The sequence below is a fragment of the Paenibacillus taiwanensis DSM 18679 genome (genome assembly GCF_000425125.1).
GTDB classification, from domain to species: domain Bacteria; phylum Bacillota; class Bacilli; order Paenibacillales; family Paenibacillaceae; genus Paenibacillus_B; species Paenibacillus_B taiwanensis.
The window spans coordinates 667,515-685,629 of record NZ_KE384306.1; the positions used below are offsets into that span (position 1 = coordinate 667,515).

The 18,115-nt window shown below is 45.7% G+C and carries 20 protein-coding genes and 1 riboswitch; of the genes, 13 read left to right on the forward strand and 7 right to left on the reverse strand.

The annotated features are described in order from the left end of the window. Positions 1–225 precede the first annotated feature (225 nt). From H509_RS25060 to gcvT, 6 genes are all read right to left on the reverse strand, one after another. Positions 226–546: a hypothetical protein gene (locus H509_RS25060; protein WP_036696979.1), complete on the reverse strand. Its 321-nt coding sequence runs from the start codon at positions 544–546 to the stop codon at positions 226–228. A 786-nt stretch (positions 547–1,332) separates the two neighbouring features. Next, on the reverse strand, positions 1,333–1,557 hold the full coding sequence (locus H509_RS27660) for a hypothetical protein (protein ID WP_157277638.1): 225 nt from the start codon (positions 1,555–1,557) through the stop codon (positions 1,333–1,335). Positions 1,558–1,626: 69 nt separating this feature from the next. Then, positions 1,627–1,836: a hypothetical protein gene (locus H509_RS27995; protein ID WP_211234331.1), complete on the reverse strand. Its 210-nt coding sequence runs from the start codon at positions 1,834–1,836 to the stop codon at positions 1,627–1,629. A 362-nt stretch (positions 1,837–2,198) separates the two neighbouring features. Further along, the gene (gcvPB, locus tag H509_RS0111950) at positions 2,199–3,704 is read right to left on the reverse strand and encodes an aminomethyl-transferring glycine dehydrogenase subunit GcvPB (protein WP_051286989.1); all 1,506 of its coding nucleotides are present in this window, start codon (positions 3,702–3,704) and stop codon (positions 2,199–2,201) included. Further along, the gene (gene gcvPA, locus H509_RS0111955; RefSeq protein WP_028545294.1) at positions 3,701–5,062 is read right to left on the reverse strand and encodes an aminomethyl-transferring glycine dehydrogenase subunit GcvPA; all 1,362 of its coding nucleotides are present in this window, start codon (positions 5,060–5,062) and stop codon (positions 3,701–3,703) included. Before gcvPA ends, gcvPB begins: the two co-directional genes overlap by 4 nt. 79 nt (positions 5,063–5,141) lie before the next feature. After that, positions 5,142–6,248, reverse strand: coding sequence for a glycine cleavage system aminomethyltransferase GcvT (gene gcvT, locus H509_RS0111960; protein WP_028545295.1), 1,107 nt, complete (start codon positions 6,246–6,248; stop codon positions 5,142–5,144). A 256-nt stretch (positions 6,249–6,504) separates the two neighbouring features. Then, positions 6,505–6,612: riboswitch (glycine riboswitch) on the reverse strand. Positions 6,613–6,913: 301 nt separating this feature from the next. Here gcvT and gcvH point away from each other — a divergent pair. From gcvH to H509_RS0112015, 11 genes are all read left to right on the forward strand, one after another. Continuing rightward, the gene (gene gcvH / locus H509_RS0111965) at positions 6,914–7,303 is read left to right on the forward strand and encodes a glycine cleavage system protein GcvH (protein WP_028545296.1); all 390 of its coding nucleotides are present in this window, start codon (positions 6,914–6,916) and stop codon (positions 7,301–7,303) included. A 368-nt stretch (positions 7,304–7,671) separates the two neighbouring features. Beyond that, on the forward strand, positions 7,672–9,522 hold the full coding sequence (locus tag H509_RS0111970; protein ID WP_028545297.1) for a sigma-70 family RNA polymerase sigma factor: 1,851 nt from the start codon (positions 7,672–7,674) through the stop codon (positions 9,520–9,522). A 5-nt stretch (positions 9,523–9,527) separates the two neighbouring features. After that, positions 9,528–9,890 carry a VOC family protein gene (locus H509_RS0111975; RefSeq protein WP_028545298.1) on the forward strand — a complete coding sequence of 121 codons (363 nt, stop codon included), beginning with the start codon at positions 9,528–9,530 and terminating at the stop codon, positions 9,888–9,890. A gap of 193 nt (positions 9,891–10,083) precedes the next feature. Beyond that, entirely contained in the window at positions 10,084–10,794 is a 711-nt protein-coding gene (locus tag H509_RS0111980) for a DsbA family protein (RefSeq protein WP_028545299.1), read from the forward strand. A 91-nt stretch (positions 10,795–10,885) separates the two neighbouring features. Then, positions 10,886–11,161 (forward strand): hypothetical protein, encoded by a 276-nt coding sequence (locus H509_RS0111985; RefSeq protein WP_028545300.1) that lies wholly within the window; start codon positions 10,886–10,888, stop codon positions 11,159–11,161. Between the two features lie 179 nt (positions 11,162–11,340). Further along, on the forward strand, positions 11,341–11,730 hold the full coding sequence (locus H509_RS25065) for a histidine phosphatase family protein (RefSeq protein WP_245596063.1): 390 nt from the start codon (positions 11,341–11,343) through the stop codon (positions 11,728–11,730). Positions 11,731–11,918: 188 nt separating this feature from the next. Beyond that, positions 11,919–12,434, forward strand: coding sequence for a DinB family protein (locus tag H509_RS0111995; protein WP_028545301.1), 516 nt, complete (start codon positions 11,919–11,921; stop codon positions 12,432–12,434). A 222-nt stretch (positions 12,435–12,656) separates the two neighbouring features. Continuing rightward, positions 12,657–13,304, forward strand: a complete 648-nt coding sequence (locus H509_RS0112000; protein WP_169450900.1) for a 3'-5' exonuclease — start codon at positions 12,657–12,659, stop codon at positions 13,302–13,304. Between the two features lie 140 nt (positions 13,305–13,444). Continuing rightward, the gene (locus H509_RS25070) at positions 13,445–14,206 is read left to right on the forward strand and encodes a DUF1361 domain-containing protein (protein ID WP_084159160.1); all 762 of its coding nucleotides are present in this window, start codon (positions 13,445–13,447) and stop codon (positions 14,204–14,206) included. A 156-nt stretch (positions 14,207–14,362) separates the two neighbouring features. Further along, positions 14,363–15,232 carry a serine/threonine-protein kinase gene (locus H509_RS0112010; protein WP_028545303.1) on the forward strand — a complete coding sequence of 290 codons (870 nt, stop codon included), beginning with the start codon at positions 14,363–14,365 and terminating at the stop codon, positions 15,230–15,232. Between the two features lie 157 nt (positions 15,233–15,389). Continuing rightward, positions 15,390–16,181 carry a lipid II flippase Amj family protein gene (locus H509_RS0112015; RefSeq protein WP_028545304.1) on the forward strand — a complete coding sequence of 264 codons (792 nt, stop codon included), beginning with the start codon at positions 15,390–15,392 and terminating at the stop codon, positions 16,179–16,181. 94 nt (positions 16,182–16,275) lie between these two features. On the opposite strand, the gene csaA is transcribed toward H509_RS0112015, so the two are convergent. Continuing rightward, positions 16,276–16,605 (reverse strand): chaperone CsaA, encoded by a 330-nt coding sequence (csaA, locus tag H509_RS0112020; protein WP_028545305.1) that lies wholly within the window; start codon positions 16,603–16,605, stop codon positions 16,276–16,278. A gap of 272 nt (positions 16,606–16,877) precedes the next feature. Between csaA and H509_RS25075 the strand changes: the two genes are divergently transcribed. Continuing rightward, positions 16,878–17,279: a DivIVA domain-containing protein gene (locus tag H509_RS25075; protein WP_036696980.1), complete on the forward strand. Its 402-nt coding sequence runs from the start codon at positions 16,878–16,880 to the stop codon at positions 17,277–17,279. A 315-nt stretch (positions 17,280–17,594) separates the two neighbouring features. After that, a complete protein-coding gene (locus H509_RS0112030; protein WP_028545306.1) occupies positions 17,595–18,011 on the forward strand; it encodes a RidA family protein in 417 nt (138 codons plus the stop codon). Positions 18,012–18,115 lie beyond the last annotated feature (104 nt).

Here is an 18,115-nt window from a genome sequence, read left to right on the forward strand (position 1 = left end):
TTTATTTATAAGAGGTTAGGCGGAGAACGTTGTGGTGCATTAAAGAGGTCCAAGTTAGCCGCAGGAGGCCCGAGGCTAACTCGGACATATGATTCGTAAGACGTGGGTGTCAGCAAGGGGATGAAGGTGATGACTGATAACCTCATATAGAATATGGAACAGTATCGGAATAGAGATAGGATATGAACTTAATTATGCTTCGCTATTTAGTAAAGTAACATGCAGTTATTTTCTACGGCTAGTGCGGCTTTTTCCTTTTGTTCTGCTTGGATGCTTGCTGGACGTTCTTGTTTTTTTGTAGGTCTGTTTTTGCTTGCTGTTAATGTTAATAGCATCGTCTCCATACCCTAATCCGTCGTTATAATTGTGCTCAACACGACGATGACACTCATAAATGTGTTTAGGTACGGGAACACAATGAATACGTTCAACGATCTCGATCGGGTGAACGACGGGGACAACTTGAGGGATGAAACGGTCTTGATAGATTACCGTTGGGCGGCAATGAATGGGATCAATTGGAGGGCACTCACGATGACCTGACATGCAAACAACTCCTTTCTGTGATAGTTCATTATATTAAGGTCTATTAGGAAAGGGATGTTCCTTTGTCCTCATTGCATTCGTATTGATAAAAAATGGGTGCGTGCGTTAAAAAAACGGGGCTTATGATTCTGCTGGAAGTGGCGGAACGGATGCCCACCACCTTCAACTGGCTTTCGGTCGCCATCTACACATCGTAGTCCGGTTTCCTGTTTCAATTGACCGTTTTTCATGTGATCTTCCTTCATCCGCATAAATGTAGCGCTCCAAATCCACAATCATCTGAGCTTGTTTATTTCAAAGGGCTTAAAGATAGGTGCGAGCAGGTGTTTGATAACAGGTTGTTCTTCCTTTGCTCCTAAAGGAAGTGTTCCACTGCGTAGTATCCTGTTCTGTAGTAGTCATTTGATTACGCACTAAAAACCGTCCTTTTGTGCAATGTTGGCGTCGTAACTTCCATTTTGCAGGAATAGGGTTTATACGTATCCATTCGTTAAATTTTTACTCGCACACGCTATCCATCGTCTACCTATCTGTAACGAGCTGGAGCGATATGGTCACATCTCAACTACTCATTTTCAAACCAAACAAAATGTAGCTGTGCAGAGCGTGCGGTTCATTTGTATGATGGTGCGGTAGCGGCGCGGAATATGTAACCGGACGAGAGATCCGTTATGGAGTGGATGTAAGGATTATTTGACTGATTAGCGGACAGGGGGTACGCTATATGCGTATTTCATCCCCGATTGGCGGTAGTTTGGAGGCAATAGCGGATATCTTGTCCAGTAACTACACCCAAAGCGTGTTTTTACCGCACATAACGGATCGTCTGTCCACCAAAGCCAGCTTATTCAGCCAGATATCATCGCTCTCTGTGCTCTCCTCTATTGTTATGTATTTCTTAAAGCGAACTTGGCGGCCATTCGGGCACACGAACCGATCATCGTGCCCTTCATAGGTCCAGTTCGAGGCATGTCGAATGTCCTTTTTGTAACGACGTGTCTTCTCCTTCATATAGCTACCGTAAGACAGGTGCACACCCGCGGTTCTTTGTTTTTCCCTATTGCATACAGATCATTTCCCTCACTGCCTTGGCCTGCTTCGGCTAACACTGTCTTGGGCATCGGCAAAGCAGATGCGGCCAGGCGCTTCATAATGGGCGGATGAAGTAGCGCGTATCGGTTGGTGCAGCTCTTGAACAGAATGAACTGGTTTTCGGTCGCTATGTGCACATCGTAGTCCGGTTTCCTGTTTCAATTGACCGTTTATCATGTGATCTTCCTTCATCCGCATAAATGTAGCGCTCCAAATCCACAATCATCTGAGCTTGTTTATTTCAAAGGGCTTAAAGATAGGTGCGAGCAGGTGTTTGATAACAGGCTGTTCTTCCATTGCTCCTAAAGGAAGTGTTCCACTGCGTAGTATACTGTTCCGTGGTAGTCATTTGATTACGCACTAAAAACCGTCCTTTTGTGCAATGTTGGCGTCGTAACTTCCATTTCACAGTAAAAGACGGTTTTTAGTGCTTATTTATGAAATTCAACAAAACGGGGCATCCGTAGTCAAGTCAGTCTAATTTGACTTGACTACGGACGCTTTCTGGGAGGCCCCGTTGAGGGTGGTGACAGCAAGCCCATGTGAGCGAGCCCAAAATGTTAGCTGCACGCGCAGTTCAGGACGGGCTTGCGTGCGGCTTGCGTCTCGTCTAGTCGACGGACCTGTGTGGAGTAAGGTGCATTTAATAATAGTTCTGGATTGTCCTTTGCTTCTTGTGCGATTTGAATCATCGTATCGATGAAGGAATCCAGCGTTTCCTTACTTTCGGTTTCGGTCGGTTCAATCATCATACATTCCTCTACATTAAGCGGGAAGTAGATGGTAGGCGGATGGAAACCAAAGTCGAGCAATCGTTTGGCTACATCAAGTGTGCGGACGCCATATTGTTTAAGCGCTCGTCCAGACATAACAAACTCGTGCTTGCATACTTGATCGTATGGAAGTTCAAAGTATGGTGCAAGACGACGCATCATGTAGTTAGCGTTCAGTACGGCGCATTCAGACACGGTGCGAAGCCCGTCAGGCCCGTAAGTGCGCATATACGTGTATGCACGCACAAGTATGCCGAAATTGCCGTAATAAGCTTTAACGCGACCAATGGATGACGGACGATCATAGTCCAAATAATAGGTGCCATCTTCACGTAACGCGACAATCGGCTTCGGCAGGAATGGAATCAGCTTGCTCTTCACACCGACAGGTCCTGCGCCAGGGCCACCGCCACCGTGTGGTGTGCTCATCGTCTTGTGTAAGTTCAAATGAACGACATCAAAGCCCATATCGCCAGGGCGAGTAATTCCCATAATGGCATTCGAGTTAGCTCCGTCATAATACAGCAATCCGCCTGCTTCATGAACGATTTCTGCAATTTCGACTATATGTTCTTCGAATAAGCCAAGCGTGCTCGGGTTTGTGAGCATAAGTGCAGCCGTGTCTGGACCTACTACAGCCCGCAAGGCATCAAGATCAACGAGTCCTTGTTGGTTGGACTTGATTGTAATCGTCTCCAGCCCTGCGACGGTTGCACTTGCTGGATTGGTGCCGTGTGAAGAGTCAGGCACGATGACTTTCGTACGCGTCTCGCCGCGGCTTTCATGATAAGCACGGATCATCATCAGTCCAGTCCATTCACCATGTGCGCCTGCCGCGGGCTGAAGTGTCACTTGATCCATTCCCGTTAATGCACCCAAATCTTGTTGCAGCGTATACATCATCTCCAGTGCGCCTTGCAGACTGGATTCGGGCTGATAAGGGTGTATTTTGGCAAAGCCGTTAAAGCGTGCCGTGTCTTCGTTAATTTTAGGATTGTATTTCATCGTACACGAACCGAGCGGATAGAAGCCATTGTCGATCCCGAAATTACGACGGGATAGCTCTGTATAATGGCGAATGACATCAACTTCATATACTTCAGGAAGTTCAGCCGGTTGACTGCGTAAATAATTAGCAGGAATGAGGCTGCCTACGTCTTCGAGAGGTACGTCACAAGCAGGAAGAGAATAAGCGACACGTCCAGGACGGCTTAGCTCGAAGATTAGCTTTTTGTCCGGTTGAGCTGGTGCTTGTGTCAGTGGAGCTTCGGCTTGTGTGTGTTGGTCCGTCATACGAGCACCTCCTTGAGCTGCGCCTTAAAGGCGTCGATTTCATCCTTCGTCCGTCGTTCAGTTACGGCAAGCAGCAGATGCCCAGACAATTCAGGATACGCCTGACCGAGATCATAGCCACCGATATAACCTTTAGCAATGAGCTGCTCGTTGATAGCTGGTATCGAAGCTCCCTCAGGAAGCTTTACGACAAACTCATTAAAGAACGGAGCGTAGAAGGCAAGCTGGAGACTATCGTCTTGTTCATATTGCTTGGCTGCGTAATGTGCTTTCTGAACATTTAGCTGTGCGACCTCTTGCAAACCTGCTTTGCCCATTGTGGACAAGTATACAGATGCACATAAAGCAAGCAAGGCTTGGTTTGAGCATATGTTGGACGTTGCTTTTTCTCGGCGAATATGCTGCTCGCGCGCCTGCAGAGTGAGTACAAAGCCACGCTTGCCGTCACGGTCTACAGTCTGTCCTACAATGCGTCCAGGCATTCGGCGCATGAGAGCTTCCGATACAGCGAAAAATCCGCATGTTGGTCCGCCTAGTGAAGCGGAGATGCCAAATGGTTGTGCGTCTCCCACGACAACGTCGGCACCGAGCTTGGCCGGAGTTTCTAATAAACCGAGTGAGAGCGGATTAGTGCTCATAACAAGCAAGCCCTTCTGTGCATGTACGATGTCCGCAATAGTTGTGACATCTTCAATGGCACCAAAGAAGTTAGGGGACTGCACGACAACAGCAGCAGTTTGATCGGATACGAGATCTTTAAGCTTATCGAGGTCTGTAGTACCTTCGTTATAATCAACCTCAACGACGTCCAGATCAAGTCCTTTTGCAGTTGTATATACAATTTCACGTGCTTCAGGATGAACGGTACGAGAGATCACGATTTGTTTGCGCTTCGTATGCGCGCTTGCGAGTGCACTTGCTTCACCAAGTGCAGTTGCCCCGTCGTACATGCTTGCATTGGCAACAGCCATGCCCGTCAGTTCACATATATAGGATTGAAATTCAAATATCGCTTGCAGTTCGCCTTGGCTGATCTCGGGTTGATATGGCGTATAGGCCGTATAAAATTCAGAGCGAGAAACGACATGATTAATGACCACTGGCACGTGATGATCGTAGATGCCTGCGCCAAGAAAGCTGACATACTGCTCGAAGTCGGCGTTGCGTTCTGCTAGCTGCTTCATATGCTTCAAGAGCGACGGCTCATCTAGCGCTTCTGACATCGGCAGCGTACCTTGGTAACGAACAGCCTCGGGTATATCGTGGAACAGTTCCTCTACGGAGGAAATGCCAATGACTTTCATCATCTCGGCTTGATCCTGTTCAGTCATCGGGATGTAACGATGCTTCTGCTTCATCTTGTAGTTCTCTCCTTCGGTAAGGATGAATTAGGCAACAGATGCTTGCTGTATGAAGTATGAAATGAACGTCATGTTATTATGCTTGATTACGTTTATAAAAAGGTGCTTTAATGACTTGGGCTTTCAGCTGTTTACCGCGTATTTCCACGTTCAGTTCAGTTCCTAGCTCCGCATATTTGGTGTCGATGAGAGCTAGAGCAAGATTACGCTTGAGGGTCGGTGACTGTGTTCCTGTCGTTACTTCGCCTATTTGTTTGCCATCAGCGTATACAGGGTAGTGGGCACGGGCGATGCCTTTATCGATCATTTCTAATCCGACAAGCTTACGCTTCAGGCCCTCTTGCTTTTGCTGTTGAAGGGCATCACTGCCGATAAAGGGTCCGCTGTCAAGCTTAACAAACATGCCAAGCGAGGCCTCAAGTGGTGATATATGTTGTGAGAGTTCTTGCCCATACAGTGGTAGTCTCGCTTCGAAGCGTAGGGTGTCGCGTGCGCCAAGTCCTGCCGGAACGAGTCCATGTGGCTCTCCAGCAGCCATAATGATATCCCAAAGCTTAGGTGCATCAGAGGATGCGGCATATAACTCAAAGCCGTCTTCTCCCGTGTAGCCTGTACGGGATACGAGCGCAGTCACACCTTTAATATTTACGTGTTCTTCAAAGTGAAACGGCTTCAACTGTGCAACAGGTGTGTCTGTCAGCGAACTTAGAATTGCAACGGCTTGTGGGCCTTGCAGCGCAATTAATGCGGTCTCGTCGGATACGTTACGAAGGTTAACGCCACTAGCAGGTATATGTTGCTCCAGCCAAGCGAAATCCTTATCGATATTAGAGGCGTTTACGACTAGCATATAACGTCCCTCTGCAACACGATAAACGAGCAGATCGTCTACGACGCCGCCGTGTGGGTAACAGAGCAAAGAATATTGGGCTTGACCATCAACTAGGCGGGTAACGTCATTTGTGGTCACCCCTTGAATAAAGGCTTCTGCCTGCGGGCCTTCAATCCAAAATTCACCCATATGCGACACATCAAACAAGCCGGCTTGTTGACGAACGGCATCATGTTCTTTTTGAATACCAGAAAATTGAACAGGGAGTTCCCAGCCACCGAAGTCTATGCAACGGGCACCAGGATAGTTGGCGTATTGCGGAAATAAGGGGGTTCGCTTCAATTCTGTCATGTCATCACCTCGTATGATCTGTTTGACCAGCAACACATGCAAAAAAGAACAGGCAAAAGAAACGCAGGCTTAATCCAACAGCCCGTATATCTTCTGCTCTGTCCCTTGTACCTGAGAGTGTCCTCATAACTTTAGAAGCGATCGCGTCACTCGGGGTGAACGCTTACATCATTCTTTATGAGTTTCCCCTTGGGCGACCTTGTCGCAAATATGCAAGCTGTTACGCTCACAACTGACAAGATTCTCTCCAGAGGTGCGTCCGGTAAAAGTCCTTTTGCCTGAGAGATTCACCTTAACGGCTTACTCCTTCGGCGTTACGCGCTAGATTGCTAAACTAAGCCGTAATCTCTCCCTATACCTTCATCCGCTGTTTTTTTAATTGTTATACCTACATTATTACTTGAACATTCCTGACATTGTCAATCCATTTATTCAATTTTGACGAAAATCATAAGAGTATTGACAGGCACTATCGAACTGCACTACCCTATAGGTAACTCGGGGACGCCTGCACAGGCGTTAAAATAAAAGCAGCATATAACCAACTTTGTTAGCGCATACAGAATCAGACCAGTTGTCTGTACGTTTAAAGTAGTGTATTCATTCCTTTATATATTCTTGATGGTCATTTCGTTATGATTACGCAAAGAAGAGAGGGTTCTATGATGAGCGAAATTAAGAACAACCTGCTGTACAGTGAGGAGCATGAGTGGGCGTTAGTAGTTGGTGAGCGCACGGTGCGCATCGGTATTACGGACCATGCGCAGCATCAATTGGGCGACATTGTTTTTCTTGAGTTTCCCGAGGTAGGCACTGCGTTGTCGGCTGGTGACAGTATGGGCTCCATTGAATCGGTAAAGACCGTATCGGAATTGTACACGCCGGTTACTGGCAAAGTGACAAAAGTAAACACAGAGCTGGAAGAATCACCTGAGCAAGTGAATACAGAACCGTATGAGAGTGGCTGGATTGTTGAGATTGAAGTGGAGGGCAGCATGGAAGACGCGCTAAAACAACTGCTTTCTCCTGAACGATACGCGGCCATTACAGAATAAAGGGACTACAATACAAGCGGTACATATTTTGAATCTGTACATTTTTAGCTCGGGTATTGGAGTAGACCTACAATTTTATACGTAGTTATAGATTCTAATAATCGATGAGGACTGATGTTCTCCATCCTAATGCCGAGCATTTATTCTGCATGGCATTAGGATGAGAGCGCAGTCCTTTTTGGCGTGTAGACGCATGTCTGCCTGTACTTATGCAGGGGACGGACAACAACTATCAATAATGATAAAAATAAAAATGCTTGAATTGTAAGACTTACTCGTGTTCTGGCATCAGACAAGATAGAAGCGGATAACGTTGGCAAGCTCAACAATACATTTGTAACTTGCAGCAGAGGAAATGAGGTTGGAAGATGGTGAAGACAACAGGTAAATGGCTTGGTCAAAGCGTAGTTGCACAACCGATTGAAACGGCACCGATAGCGGAGTTACTGACAGCGAGTAGAGCAGCGGATGAGACACGCATGCGCGAAGAAACGGCACTTGTGAGGCAGGCTCAGCTTGGGGATCGCACCGCGTTTGGCGAGCTTGTGCGCAGACATCGGCAGGAGGCATTTCGTTGGGCGAGACAGATTGCCAAGCAGGATGCACTGGCTGAAGATATCGTGCAAGATGCGTTATTAAATGCATTCCTACATGTAGGATCGGTAACGGATGCAAGCCGATTTGTACCTTGGCTCCATCGGATCGTGCGCAACCAAGCTTATACGAAGCTGCGTCGTGGCGGTCCCTATGCGAAAGAGACGCCTGTTCCCTATGATGAAGCGTCTCATCCTAATGCTCGGGTGGACTGTCCCAATGTCGAGAGCATTGCCAAACATGTGGCTGCCAGGCGTTCGGGTACATCAACGAATACATTAGAATCTGAGTCCCGTGTGCATTTAGGGAATGAGACATTGGACAAGGTGATGCGTGGTGAAACAGCCATCTTTATCGTACAAATGCTACAGCACTTAAAGCCGAAAGAACGACGCATCTTCGAGGCTCATTTCTTTGAACAGCTGGCACCTGCTGAGATAGCTGAGCTACTGCAAGTGTCAACGGGTGTCGTCTATACGTCTATCCATCGGTCCAAAACGAAGCTTCAGCAGCAAGTTATACGTTCAACGCTCCGCTTCATGGTACACGAGAGGAGGGAGCACGGGCTGATGAAACGCAAAATACTCGATTCGGAACGTTACAAGCAATTGTTTCGCAGCGCAAATGGCCAGCCGTGCGCATGGTCATCGGCTGGTTTGGCGATGTACGGCATGTTATCAAGCGCAGAGCCAGAGCGGAACATGACTTTACAGGAAGTGATGGGCTTGAGCTCACTGCCGTTCCGTCTGCAAGTCAGAGAGGGCACCGTCGATATTGCGGGCCCGACAGCTTACGATTGGCAGCACGTCTTCCGGCAAGGGATGCAGCGCTGTGGAGCTGAGATTCGTGTTGTTGGCACGGATTGCTTTCAGCCCCCAACAGCAGACCAGTTGAGTGATGCGCTTCGGCTTATAACGGATAGCGTGGATAAGGGCGTTCCGGTTATGGTGTGGGATATGCACGTATCTGAATTTGGTCTCATTTATGGCTACGATGACAAGCAACAGGTTGTGTATGCGATTGATCCCCTTGGGGACGGCCCGATTTCTTATGAGCAATTGGGCCGTAGACAATTGGGAGAACTGTTTGTAGCAGCTTATCGCTACGAGCACAAGCTTAGACCTGAAGACACGTTTCGTATGACGTTACAGGATGCGGTTCGACACCTCCGCGGGGAGGATTGGCACATTTTACACTTTTCGCACGGGCTTGAAGCGTTTACGGCTTGGATTCACGCGCTGCGCAGCGGTACGGCTGATGTGTTAGGTAATGCCTATCAAGCAGCGACAGCAGCTGATGACCGTAGTTATGCTGCGCAGTTTTTTGCGCACTGGGTAACTTATTTTAACAATAAGCAGCAACGCTCCACTAAGGAGCGGGTTCAGTACGAGGCATGGGAGCAGGATGCCGCCAAATTGCAGCAACTGTATGAGCGGTCCAGTCAGGCTCTCCACAGCGTTGCGACTCAATTTCCGTTTCCGAGCGGGGGAAATCCGCGTGATCGAGTGGTAGTTGACCATGCGGTCGCGGACCTGACAGTAGCACAAGCGGCGGAGCGGGAAGCAGCAGCGCTCATGCAGGAACTGATTTATAAGATGGAGCTCACTTTAGAGACGAAAGGATGATGGAAATGTTTAGAGCTTTACATTGTGCCGCTTTATATACGGATGATATGGAGAAGTCAAAAGCGTTTTACGGCAAGTTAGGTGTGCTGCCTGCGTGGGAAGTGAAACGACCGCTTGAAGGCGGGCGGGAGTGGACGCTTACTGGGCTGAAGTTTCCTGATGGTGGGGCGCAGCTCGTTTTGCAAAATAATCCGCAGCTTAAAGAAATCGACATTGAAGTACGCGTGGAAAGTGTCCGTCTGGTGTACGAGCGTTTAAGCCAAGATCCTGAAGTAAAATGGATACAGACCCCGTTCCAAGTAGAAGACGGAAATGTAGCTGTTATGCAAGCGCCTGATGGGAATGTATTAGTGCTAGTGGGTCCTTAAATTATGGCAAGTGTAGCCCCCTCTATTTCTCAATGGAAATGGAAGGGGCTATTTTTGTTGGAGATAACTGCTTATGTTGGCAGGTACATGTGAAAAAGAGCATACCACAGAGCCTTAACAATTCGCTATAATGGCTTATCCAACATCGAGCCTATACATACAAACACTATAACAAGACAGGGGTTGTCATAAAATGAAAAGAAACCGTATGTTTTTTGTTACGCTGGCTGCGGCAGTCATTGTGGTGGGGGTATTTATACTAGGGATGACCTCATGGGAGAAGAAGCAAACGGATGACCAACAGGGGGCAACAGCATCGCTGTCCTTGGATACAGTCACGGCACAAATGAAGCTAGCGGAGCAGCCTGTAAAGGGAGACCGCAAAGCGCCAATCCAAATCGTGGAATTTGGTGATTACAAATGTCCGTCCTGCAAAGTATGGACGGATACGATTTATCCGCTGCTGGAGCGTGATTATGTGAAGACAGGGAAAGCAGCATTTTATTATATGAATGACCCTTTTCTAGCTCCAGATTCCACATTAGCGGCGTTAGCAGGCGAGTATCTCCATAAGCAGGATGAAGGTTTGTTCTGGCGTTATCACGAGTTAATGAATGAGAAGCAAGGGGTTAAAAAAGAGGCGTGGGCCAACGAAACCTTTCTTTTTCAGTTAATACAGGAGCATTTTCCAGAGGTAAACGCAGCTGATTTCCAGAGCAAGCTCCAAGCTAGGGAATTTGAATCTGTCGTAAATGCCGATATAGAAGTGGCTCGCAAGTTTGAGGTCGGCGGTACACCGACTATATTTATCAATGGGAAGATGGCTCCGGACGGAGATTATGAGTCGTTAAAAGCAATGATTGAAGCGGAGCTGCAAGCGACAACGGGTGAAGCTACGAACTAATGGCGAATAGAACTGCTAAAACGTAGCTAAAGCTAGATCACATCATTTTACACAAAAGAGAGATATACAGAAGCCAGAGGAGAAGATCAGCATGAAAAAACGTCGTAGGATATTTACAGCTAGTTTGGTGCTCACCTTGGTGTTAGGTACAGGTGCTTATGCCGCCGCGGCATGGATGAATGGCGATATGACAAGTAAGGCAGATCGAATGTTTCATATGAGCGAGATGTATGCAGAGCGAACTGAGAATGAGATCGGGCAAATGAGAAAGAGCTGTCATGAACAATTGGAGCGTCATCGTGAAACTCGCGACGGCTCCATGAGGAGTGATAGAATGAATATGTCACATCGGATGGGTCAAATGTAAACATGAACAAAATGTACCAATAAATAGACGGTATTAGGCCGTTATGAAGGGGGAAAGAACTCTTTTCATAACGGTCTTTTTGCGTATTTGAGTATATGAGATAAAAATAAGTTTTGCTCTAATTTAACGGTGCAAACATTAGGCCCAATCAGACGCAGGTAGTGGCTTCGGATTGGAATGTGTGCATATCCAGTGATACGATACGTGCAAGACAGACGGCACCCATCGTTTATTCAGGTGATGTTCAATATTTGAGCCTTTTAAGAGAAATAGACATTGCCCCCATTTTACGACTGCGGATACGACTTCATATTAATGTATGGTTGGCATTAGGTCGAATTGTGTGGTACTTTGCACACCGTTCTCAGCGGGAAACGAAAGTTCAAGTTATGGCCCGTGCGCAGCATGTCATTAATTTGATCGAGTCTTATCAAGTAGACAGCGTTCTGGTCGTTAGCCACGGGATGTTTATTAAAATATTAAGCGAGCAGCTGCGGGTGAGGGGGTACGATAGACCATTCGTTAACGCCCCTCGTAATGGAGGTTTGTATACTTATCAGAAGCTGTAGGATTTCAGCTTTTACTTCATATTGCAGGAATTTAATGTAAAGGATTTAAGGATGATGTATACTATAGCTTAGACCTTCGTTTATTCTCATAGTTACATTCCATGTGTTCATGTATGGATGAAACGGGGATGTGTACTGACAGGACAAGGGATACTTATTAGAAATTCGTAAGCAGGAGGGGCCAAACCATGTTAGTACGACCATTAATCGGAGAATATGATCCTTATTATGAGAAATACATAAGTTTAGTTCATGAAGGGAACGTCATTGAGCATCTACATTCGCAAAACATGCTCACTGTTCGTCTGTTAGATTCACTGACGGAAGCAGAGGCTAACTATAAATATGCACCAGATAAATGGAGTATAAAGGAAGTGTTTGGTCATATTGCGGATACGGAGCGTATTATGAGCTATCGCTTGCTTTGCATCGCTCGGGGAGATACTACACCACTGCCAGGTTATGATGATGAAGAGTATGTGAAAAGGGCCTCTTTTGCAACCCATTCTATTCAGCAGCTTCAAGCGGACTATACAGCAGTTCGTCATGCGACGATCTCATTGTGTAAGGGGATTGAACAATCAGCTTGGTTAAGGGAAGGTACTGCTAATAACAGTAGTGTATCTGCCCGCGCGCTTGCATACATTATTGCAGGGCATGAACTTCATCATCTTCATATTATTCAGGAGCGGTATTTAGTATAATCAAGTATTGGCATCATTTACTCACACTATTTAGACTAAGGCAGCCAGAGGCGATGAAACGCTGCACGGAATCTGCCTTAGTTTGATATAGATAGGATGGTTTAAGCCTTGGAGTTGACGTTCGCCAACGATGACCAACGTCATTGTAAGCGTAATCGTGTCATAAACTAGGCAGAGGCCGATTAAATCTAAGTTGAGGTGAGTTCAATGGAGATCAATTACGTGTCGGATCAAGATTATCATGTATCGGGGTTAATGATTCACAATATTCAAGCACAAAGGTTTTGCGTATTTGATGTTGAAGCAACTGGGCTTAACCACGAAACGGAACATATTATTCAGATCGGCGCGGTCATCATTGAGCATCAGCAGATTCAACAAGCCAAAGTATTTAAGACTAATATTAAATCCCCTAAGCCGATTCCAGCCGCAATTGAACGATTTACCGGCATCTACAATGCAGATATTGAAGATGCGCCCCCATTACAGGTCATTTACGATGATTTTGTTGCGTTTACCAAAGATAGTATTCTGGTCACTCACGCTGGATACGAATTTGACCTTCCCTTACTACATCAGGAATGTTATAGAAATCGCTTACAAATGTTAGATTTGCCCTGCCTGGACATCAAGGCACTATTTTCATATCTTCATCCCGAAATAACCGATATTTTGTTTATGGACTACTTGATTCAATACTACAACGTAGCTGATTCGAACATTAGAAGGCATGATGCTCTTGGAAATAGTATGCTGACAGGTCGTATTTTGTTGAAAATGTTAGATGAAATGACAGCACGAAATATGAAGCATGTTCAGTTTGTACAACCAGTCACTGTGAAAAGGTATCAACTGAAGCCTTTACTGTAGATGAGGTGGTTTGTTGGACAATTAGAGCCGGAGAATCTACATGAGAGGTTACGTCAACTGGGTAGAGGCCGCCTCATCATGAACCTGACAGGTGATGTGCTGAAGGTGGCCCGGTTAAATTTAATCGAGCTATTCCCATTTTGACTAGTTCCAAATGGCGTGTTGTCTCGAATGAAATGGAGGTGACTCTTGTGCTGCGGATGAAGCATGTGCAAAGTAGAATTGTAATACTCGGTATTCTATGTGTATTCTCGCTAGCTTGTTTACTATTGGCAAGTTACATAAGAGAATATACAGGCCGCAACGTGTACTCCTTTCTACGATGGGATATGTTTTTGGCATGGGTGCCTGTTGTTTGTGCACTGCTTATTGAGTGTATCTACTGGGGCAGGTGGACAAGTCGTGGCATCAGAGTCCTAATCATGTCACTGTTAGGTTTAATATGGCTGGCTTTTTATCCGAATTCAGCTTATTTAATTACGGACATGCTCCATCCCTTCGTACATTATAAACCAGCAGCCGGAATGCGATTTACGCATGACATCGAATTTTGGCATCATCTACTTGTCTTTTTTTCAGCGGCTTGGGTAGGTATAATGCTTGGAATTTATTCTCTTTATATCCTCCACTCGTTAGTGTCTCGATCGTTCGGCACCATTACGAGCTGGTTGTTTGTTAGCGTCGTGCTGGCTTTGAGCAGTGTAGGTATCTATATTGGCAGGTTTATACGCTGGAACAGCTGGGATCTTCTCACGATGCCAGGTATTCGGATACAAGAGTTGTACCAGATGCTCCTCGATCCTGTTCGTTTGCATCATCTCAGTTCTTTTTCACTGCTTATTTTTGCTATTTCCATTTTCAGTTACGGTTGTGTGTACTGTTTTACGTTTATCCGCAAGTAATGAGGATACAGAGAACCGCGCTAATTAGCGGTTTTTTTGCTGTGGATGGCAATCGTATTGAGCGATAGATGAAAAGAATGGAATAATCGGTACTTTAACTTTCCTATGATGTATACTCATATAACAATATAATTGTAACGGTATGGAGGTAGATCTATGAGTATGCCGCTATTTTCGAGAACACTTGACCAAGTGACCTTTCAATTAGCTGCAGACCATCCATTTGAATGGTTGACTGAAATGGGAGTCGTTTTTGCTGTATTCGACCAACAAGACTCTGGAAACATTAGTTTTGGTATTGAAAAAGATGGACTGAAAAAATTTGTTAAATATGCCGGCGCACCTACCCGCAACTATAAGGGAAAGCCTGAGGAGGCTGTTCAATGCTTGATTCGGGCGATTCCTCTATACGAACATCTGCAGCATGATCATTTAATTCGATTACATGATCATTTTGAAGTTGGTGGTGGTTATGCAGCAGTATTTGAATGGTTTGAGGGGGAGACGTTGCATGCGCATTGGTCTTTTCCGCCACCATCTAAATACACGGATTCAGGATCGCCGTATTTTCGTTTTAAGCAGCTGCCATTAGAGCGAAAATTAGCGTCTCTGGACAGCATCTTTTCGTTTCATAAGGCTGTTGAAGAGCGCCAGTATGTAGCGGTTGATTTTTATGACGGCAGTATTCTATATGATTTTGAGCAGCATGTTACGAGAATCTGTGACATTGATTTGTATCAGCGCATTCCATTTGTAAATAAGATGGGCAGGCTATGGGGGTCGTCACGTTTTATGTCGCCAGAAGAGTTTGAGTTAGGCGCGCTGATCGATAAACGAACGAATGTATTTAACATGGGAGCTGTAGCTTTTTCCTTAATTGGAGGCGAAAGGGATCGTTCTTGTGCCAAATGGGAGGCAAGCGATGCGCTTTACCAGGTCGCTGCTAAAGCGGTGTCATTAGAGCGGGATGAGAGGTTTGCCTCGGTTGCAGCTTTCTATGATGCTTGGAACGAAGCACTTAGCTAGTCGTATTCCGTGTTACATATGAAGTGTAGGCTGCAACATTTTCTGGATGAATCACGAATTAGTATTCCACGATACGATTACAAATACTTGGATGAAGAGAGCTTAATTCTAACGTGCGATTATGGAATCGATCTACTGGCAATGGAGTTGAAATGGGATGACCAACAGTCTGATCGTAGTATTTGTTCTCACGATGATTATCCATACGGCTGAGACTTTGTCTTATTCGGTGCGATATGCTGGCGTTAAACTTAACAAAATAGCGGTTGCCTTATCTTTAACAGGTATTATCGTACTTGTGTCAAGGACTGCTAATTTGATTCAAGCACCACTAACCGCCAAATTTGTTGATTACGCTAAAGTGCATCCAAGTTTTGATTTGCTTGGCCATCTGCGCTTTATATTGTTTGCCGCGTCCATTGGAACGATTTTGGCCATTATGTTGTTTCCGACGTTCGTTAATTTGTTTGGTAGAGTCATAGCCAAGCTGGAAATAGCAGGCTCAATTCCACGATTAGTATCAAGTGTGACGATTGGCCAATTAAAAAATACGAAGCACTATATAAAGCGACCATCCATCAGATGGCAGTCTTTTAGAGTGCTGGGCATACCTAAGCGCTTTATTTTGTTAAATGTTATCGTAACTGCATTTTACACGGTAGGTGTGCTGTCTTCCTTGTATGCTGCTCATTTATTGCCGGAGTATAGTACCACCGCTTCTCAGGCTTCCGGTATCATTAATGGCGTAGCAACTATTTTACTAACGATATTTATTGATCCGCAGTTAGGGCTCATTACCGACAAAGCTTTACGAGATGAACAATCCAGACAGCAATTAGGGAAAATTTACACACTGCTTATGACCTCACGCTTTTTGGGTACGCTGCTGGCCCAAGCGTTAATTGTGCCTGCTGCTTATTTTATTAGCTGGGTCGTAGAACTGATCTAGGAAAGCGTGAAGTAGCATTATACTTATAGTTGTGCAGCATACGGGCTCGACACGGTTGGTCCTACAAGAACCCGTATGCCTATAATCTAGTGCATTAGGCAATAGGGGTCCCGTTTGTGACCGGGGACTCAGGTGCCAACAATATGACATCCCCTTCTTCTGGCACGCCGCCCAGTACAAGCACTTCTGACTTATAACCCGCAATTCGACGCGGTGGAAAATTAACGACAGCTACCACTTGTTTTCCAATCAGCTTGCCAGGTTCATAACGTCTCGTTATTTGTGCAGAAGACGCTTTAACACCTAATGAACCAAAATCAATTTGCAGCTTAATAGCAGGCTTGGCTGCTTCAGGAAAGGGCTCAGCATGAATGACGGTACCGACCCGAATATCCAGCTTCATAAAATCTTCAATCGTTGCCATATCAGATGTCATTACGAATCTCCTCGTTTTTGAAAAGTGAGATTGGAAAGTATTGATTACTAGCATTATAATGGACGGAGTGCTGCTTTGGAAATACTGGAACGTTTTTTGGCGGCAACCTTTGCTTTATGAAGTCAGGAAGCAGCTTGTGTGACATCGATCGTCTAGTTGTTTAGGCAGACGGGACAATTTACCTGTTCGCAGGGAGAAATGAACCACAATTTTGTGTTAAAATAGAGGGGTACTTGTTAGGGAAGGAGATTACTATTATTATGAATAAATCTAATAAGCCGGATTCACTACAGCACGTTGGCATCGAATTGACGGCACTGGAGATCCACGAGAAAGAATTCGCAACCCGCATGCGGGGATATGATTCTGATGAGGTTAATGAATTTCTGGATCGCATTATTGTAGACTACCAGAAGTTTGCTGTCGTTATTCGGGATATGCAGAAGCAGATTGACGAACTAACTGCACGTGCTGCGCATCAGCGGCAGCAGCCGTCGATTCCTGTGCAGCCTCCTCAATTTATGCAGCCATCGCAGCCTGCTCAACCATCTGTTCAGCAGCCTGTTCAACAACGTTCGATGCTGCCTCATTTTGAGTTGGAAGAGCTGCTATTCCGTGTTCGTGAATTAGAGAAGCAAGTGTTTGGGAGATATCGTGACTAATTAATACTTGAGCTACATAGAGGATATAAGATGGGGTCTGCAGCTTGTGCTGCAGATTTTTTTGTTATGGCAGATGCTTAGAATGGAGCAAGGGCAGCGGAGTATGTGCAAATAGCATAATGAGCTCGCCATCATTGACTCGGGAGGAATATAATGTATGGTGTTAGCGGTGTTAGCGAATAGCACATACAAAGCTTCACAATCAGTTAGGTGGTTGGCAGAGCGGAGGAAATAGAATGGAGCACGCGATCCTGATGAAGGGGACAGAAACGAGTAGATAGTAGCATACACATAACTATAGTGGAGGGGATTATGATGTCCAATCGAGTGCATGTAAGTACAGGCTCTCCGTGGGAGCCTGTAGTAGGCTATAGCAGGGCAATCCGAGTAGGAAATGTGGTGGAGGTAGCAGGAACGACAGCCATGAAAGATGGGAAGGTCATCGCAGTTGGTAATGCGTATGAGCAGACCAAATATATAATACAGTCGATCGAGCAGGTGCTCGAACAGGTGCTCGAACAGGTGGGAGCAACACTATCGGATGTAGTCCGGACCCGCATGTTTGTGACCGATATTTCGGCATGGGAGGATATTGGAAGGGCTCACGGCGAGTATTTTAACACGATTAGGCCGGTAGCAACGATGGTAGAAGTAAAGGCATTAATTGAGCCCGATTTACTTGTAGAAATCGAGGTGCAAGCTATCGTGGACCAGGACAGATTGAGGGGGTAAATCATCATGCATAGTGTCGTATTTCGAATGTGTAACTTAAAATATAATACAAATTAATGGTATTGTTAGGTTAAGATTTTGTATAATGGTAAATAGATTATAAA

Coding starts and splice junctions, on each gene's coding strand:
- H509_RS25060 (WP_036696979.1), bottom strand. CDS start 546: ATGTCAGGTCATCGTGAGTGCCCTCCAATTGATCCCATTCATTGCCGC.
- H509_RS27660 (WP_157277638.1), bottom strand. CDS start 1,557: ATGAAGGAGAAGACACGTCGTTACAAAAAGGACATTCGACATGCCTCG.
- H509_RS27995 (WP_211234331.1), bottom strand. CDS start 1,836: ATGCGGATGAAGGAAGATCACATGATAAACGGTCAATTGAAACAGGAA.
- gcvPB (WP_051286989.1), bottom strand. CDS start 3,704: ATGACGGACCAACACACACAAGCCGAAGCTCCACTGACACAAGCACCA.
- gcvPA (WP_028545294.1), bottom strand. CDS start 5,062: ATGAAGCAGAAGCATCGTTACATCCCGATGACTGAACAGGATCAAGCC.
- gcvT (WP_028545295.1), bottom strand. CDS start 6,248: ATGACAGAATTGAAGCGAACCCCCTTATTTCCGCAATACGCCAACTAT.
- gcvH (WP_028545296.1), top strand. CDS start 6,914: ATGAGCGAAATTAAGAACAACCTGCTGTACAGTGAGGAGCATGAGTGG.
- H509_RS0111970 (WP_028545297.1), top strand. CDS start 7,672: ATGGTGAAGACAACAGGTAAATGGCTTGGTCAAAGCGTAGTTGCACAA.
- H509_RS0111975 (WP_028545298.1), top strand. CDS start 9,528: ATGTTTAGAGCTTTACATTGTGCCGCTTTATATACGGATGATATGGAG.
- H509_RS0111980 (WP_028545299.1), top strand. CDS start 10,084: ATGAAAAGAAACCGTATGTTTTTTGTTACGCTGGCTGCGGCAGTCATT.
- H509_RS0111985 (WP_028545300.1), top strand. CDS start 10,886: ATGAAAAAACGTCGTAGGATATTTACAGCTAGTTTGGTGCTCACCTTG.
- H509_RS0111995 (WP_028545301.1), top strand. CDS start 11,919: ATGTTAGTACGACCATTAATCGGAGAATATGATCCTTATTATGAGAAA.
- H509_RS0112010 (WP_028545303.1), top strand. CDS start 14,363: ATGAGTATGCCGCTATTTTCGAGAACACTTGACCAAGTGACCTTTCAA.
- H509_RS0112015 (WP_028545304.1), top strand. CDS start 15,390: ATGACCAACAGTCTGATCGTAGTATTTGTTCTCACGATGATTATCCAT.
- csaA (WP_028545305.1), bottom strand. CDS start 16,605: ATGGCAACGATTGAAGATTTTATGAAGCTGGATATTCGGGTCGGTACC.
- H509_RS25075 (WP_036696980.1), top strand. CDS start 16,878: ATGAATAAATCTAATAAGCCGGATTCACTACAGCACGTTGGCATCGAA.
- H509_RS0112030 (WP_028545306.1), top strand. CDS start 17,595: ATGTCCAATCGAGTGCATGTAAGTACAGGCTCTCCGTGGGAGCCTGTA.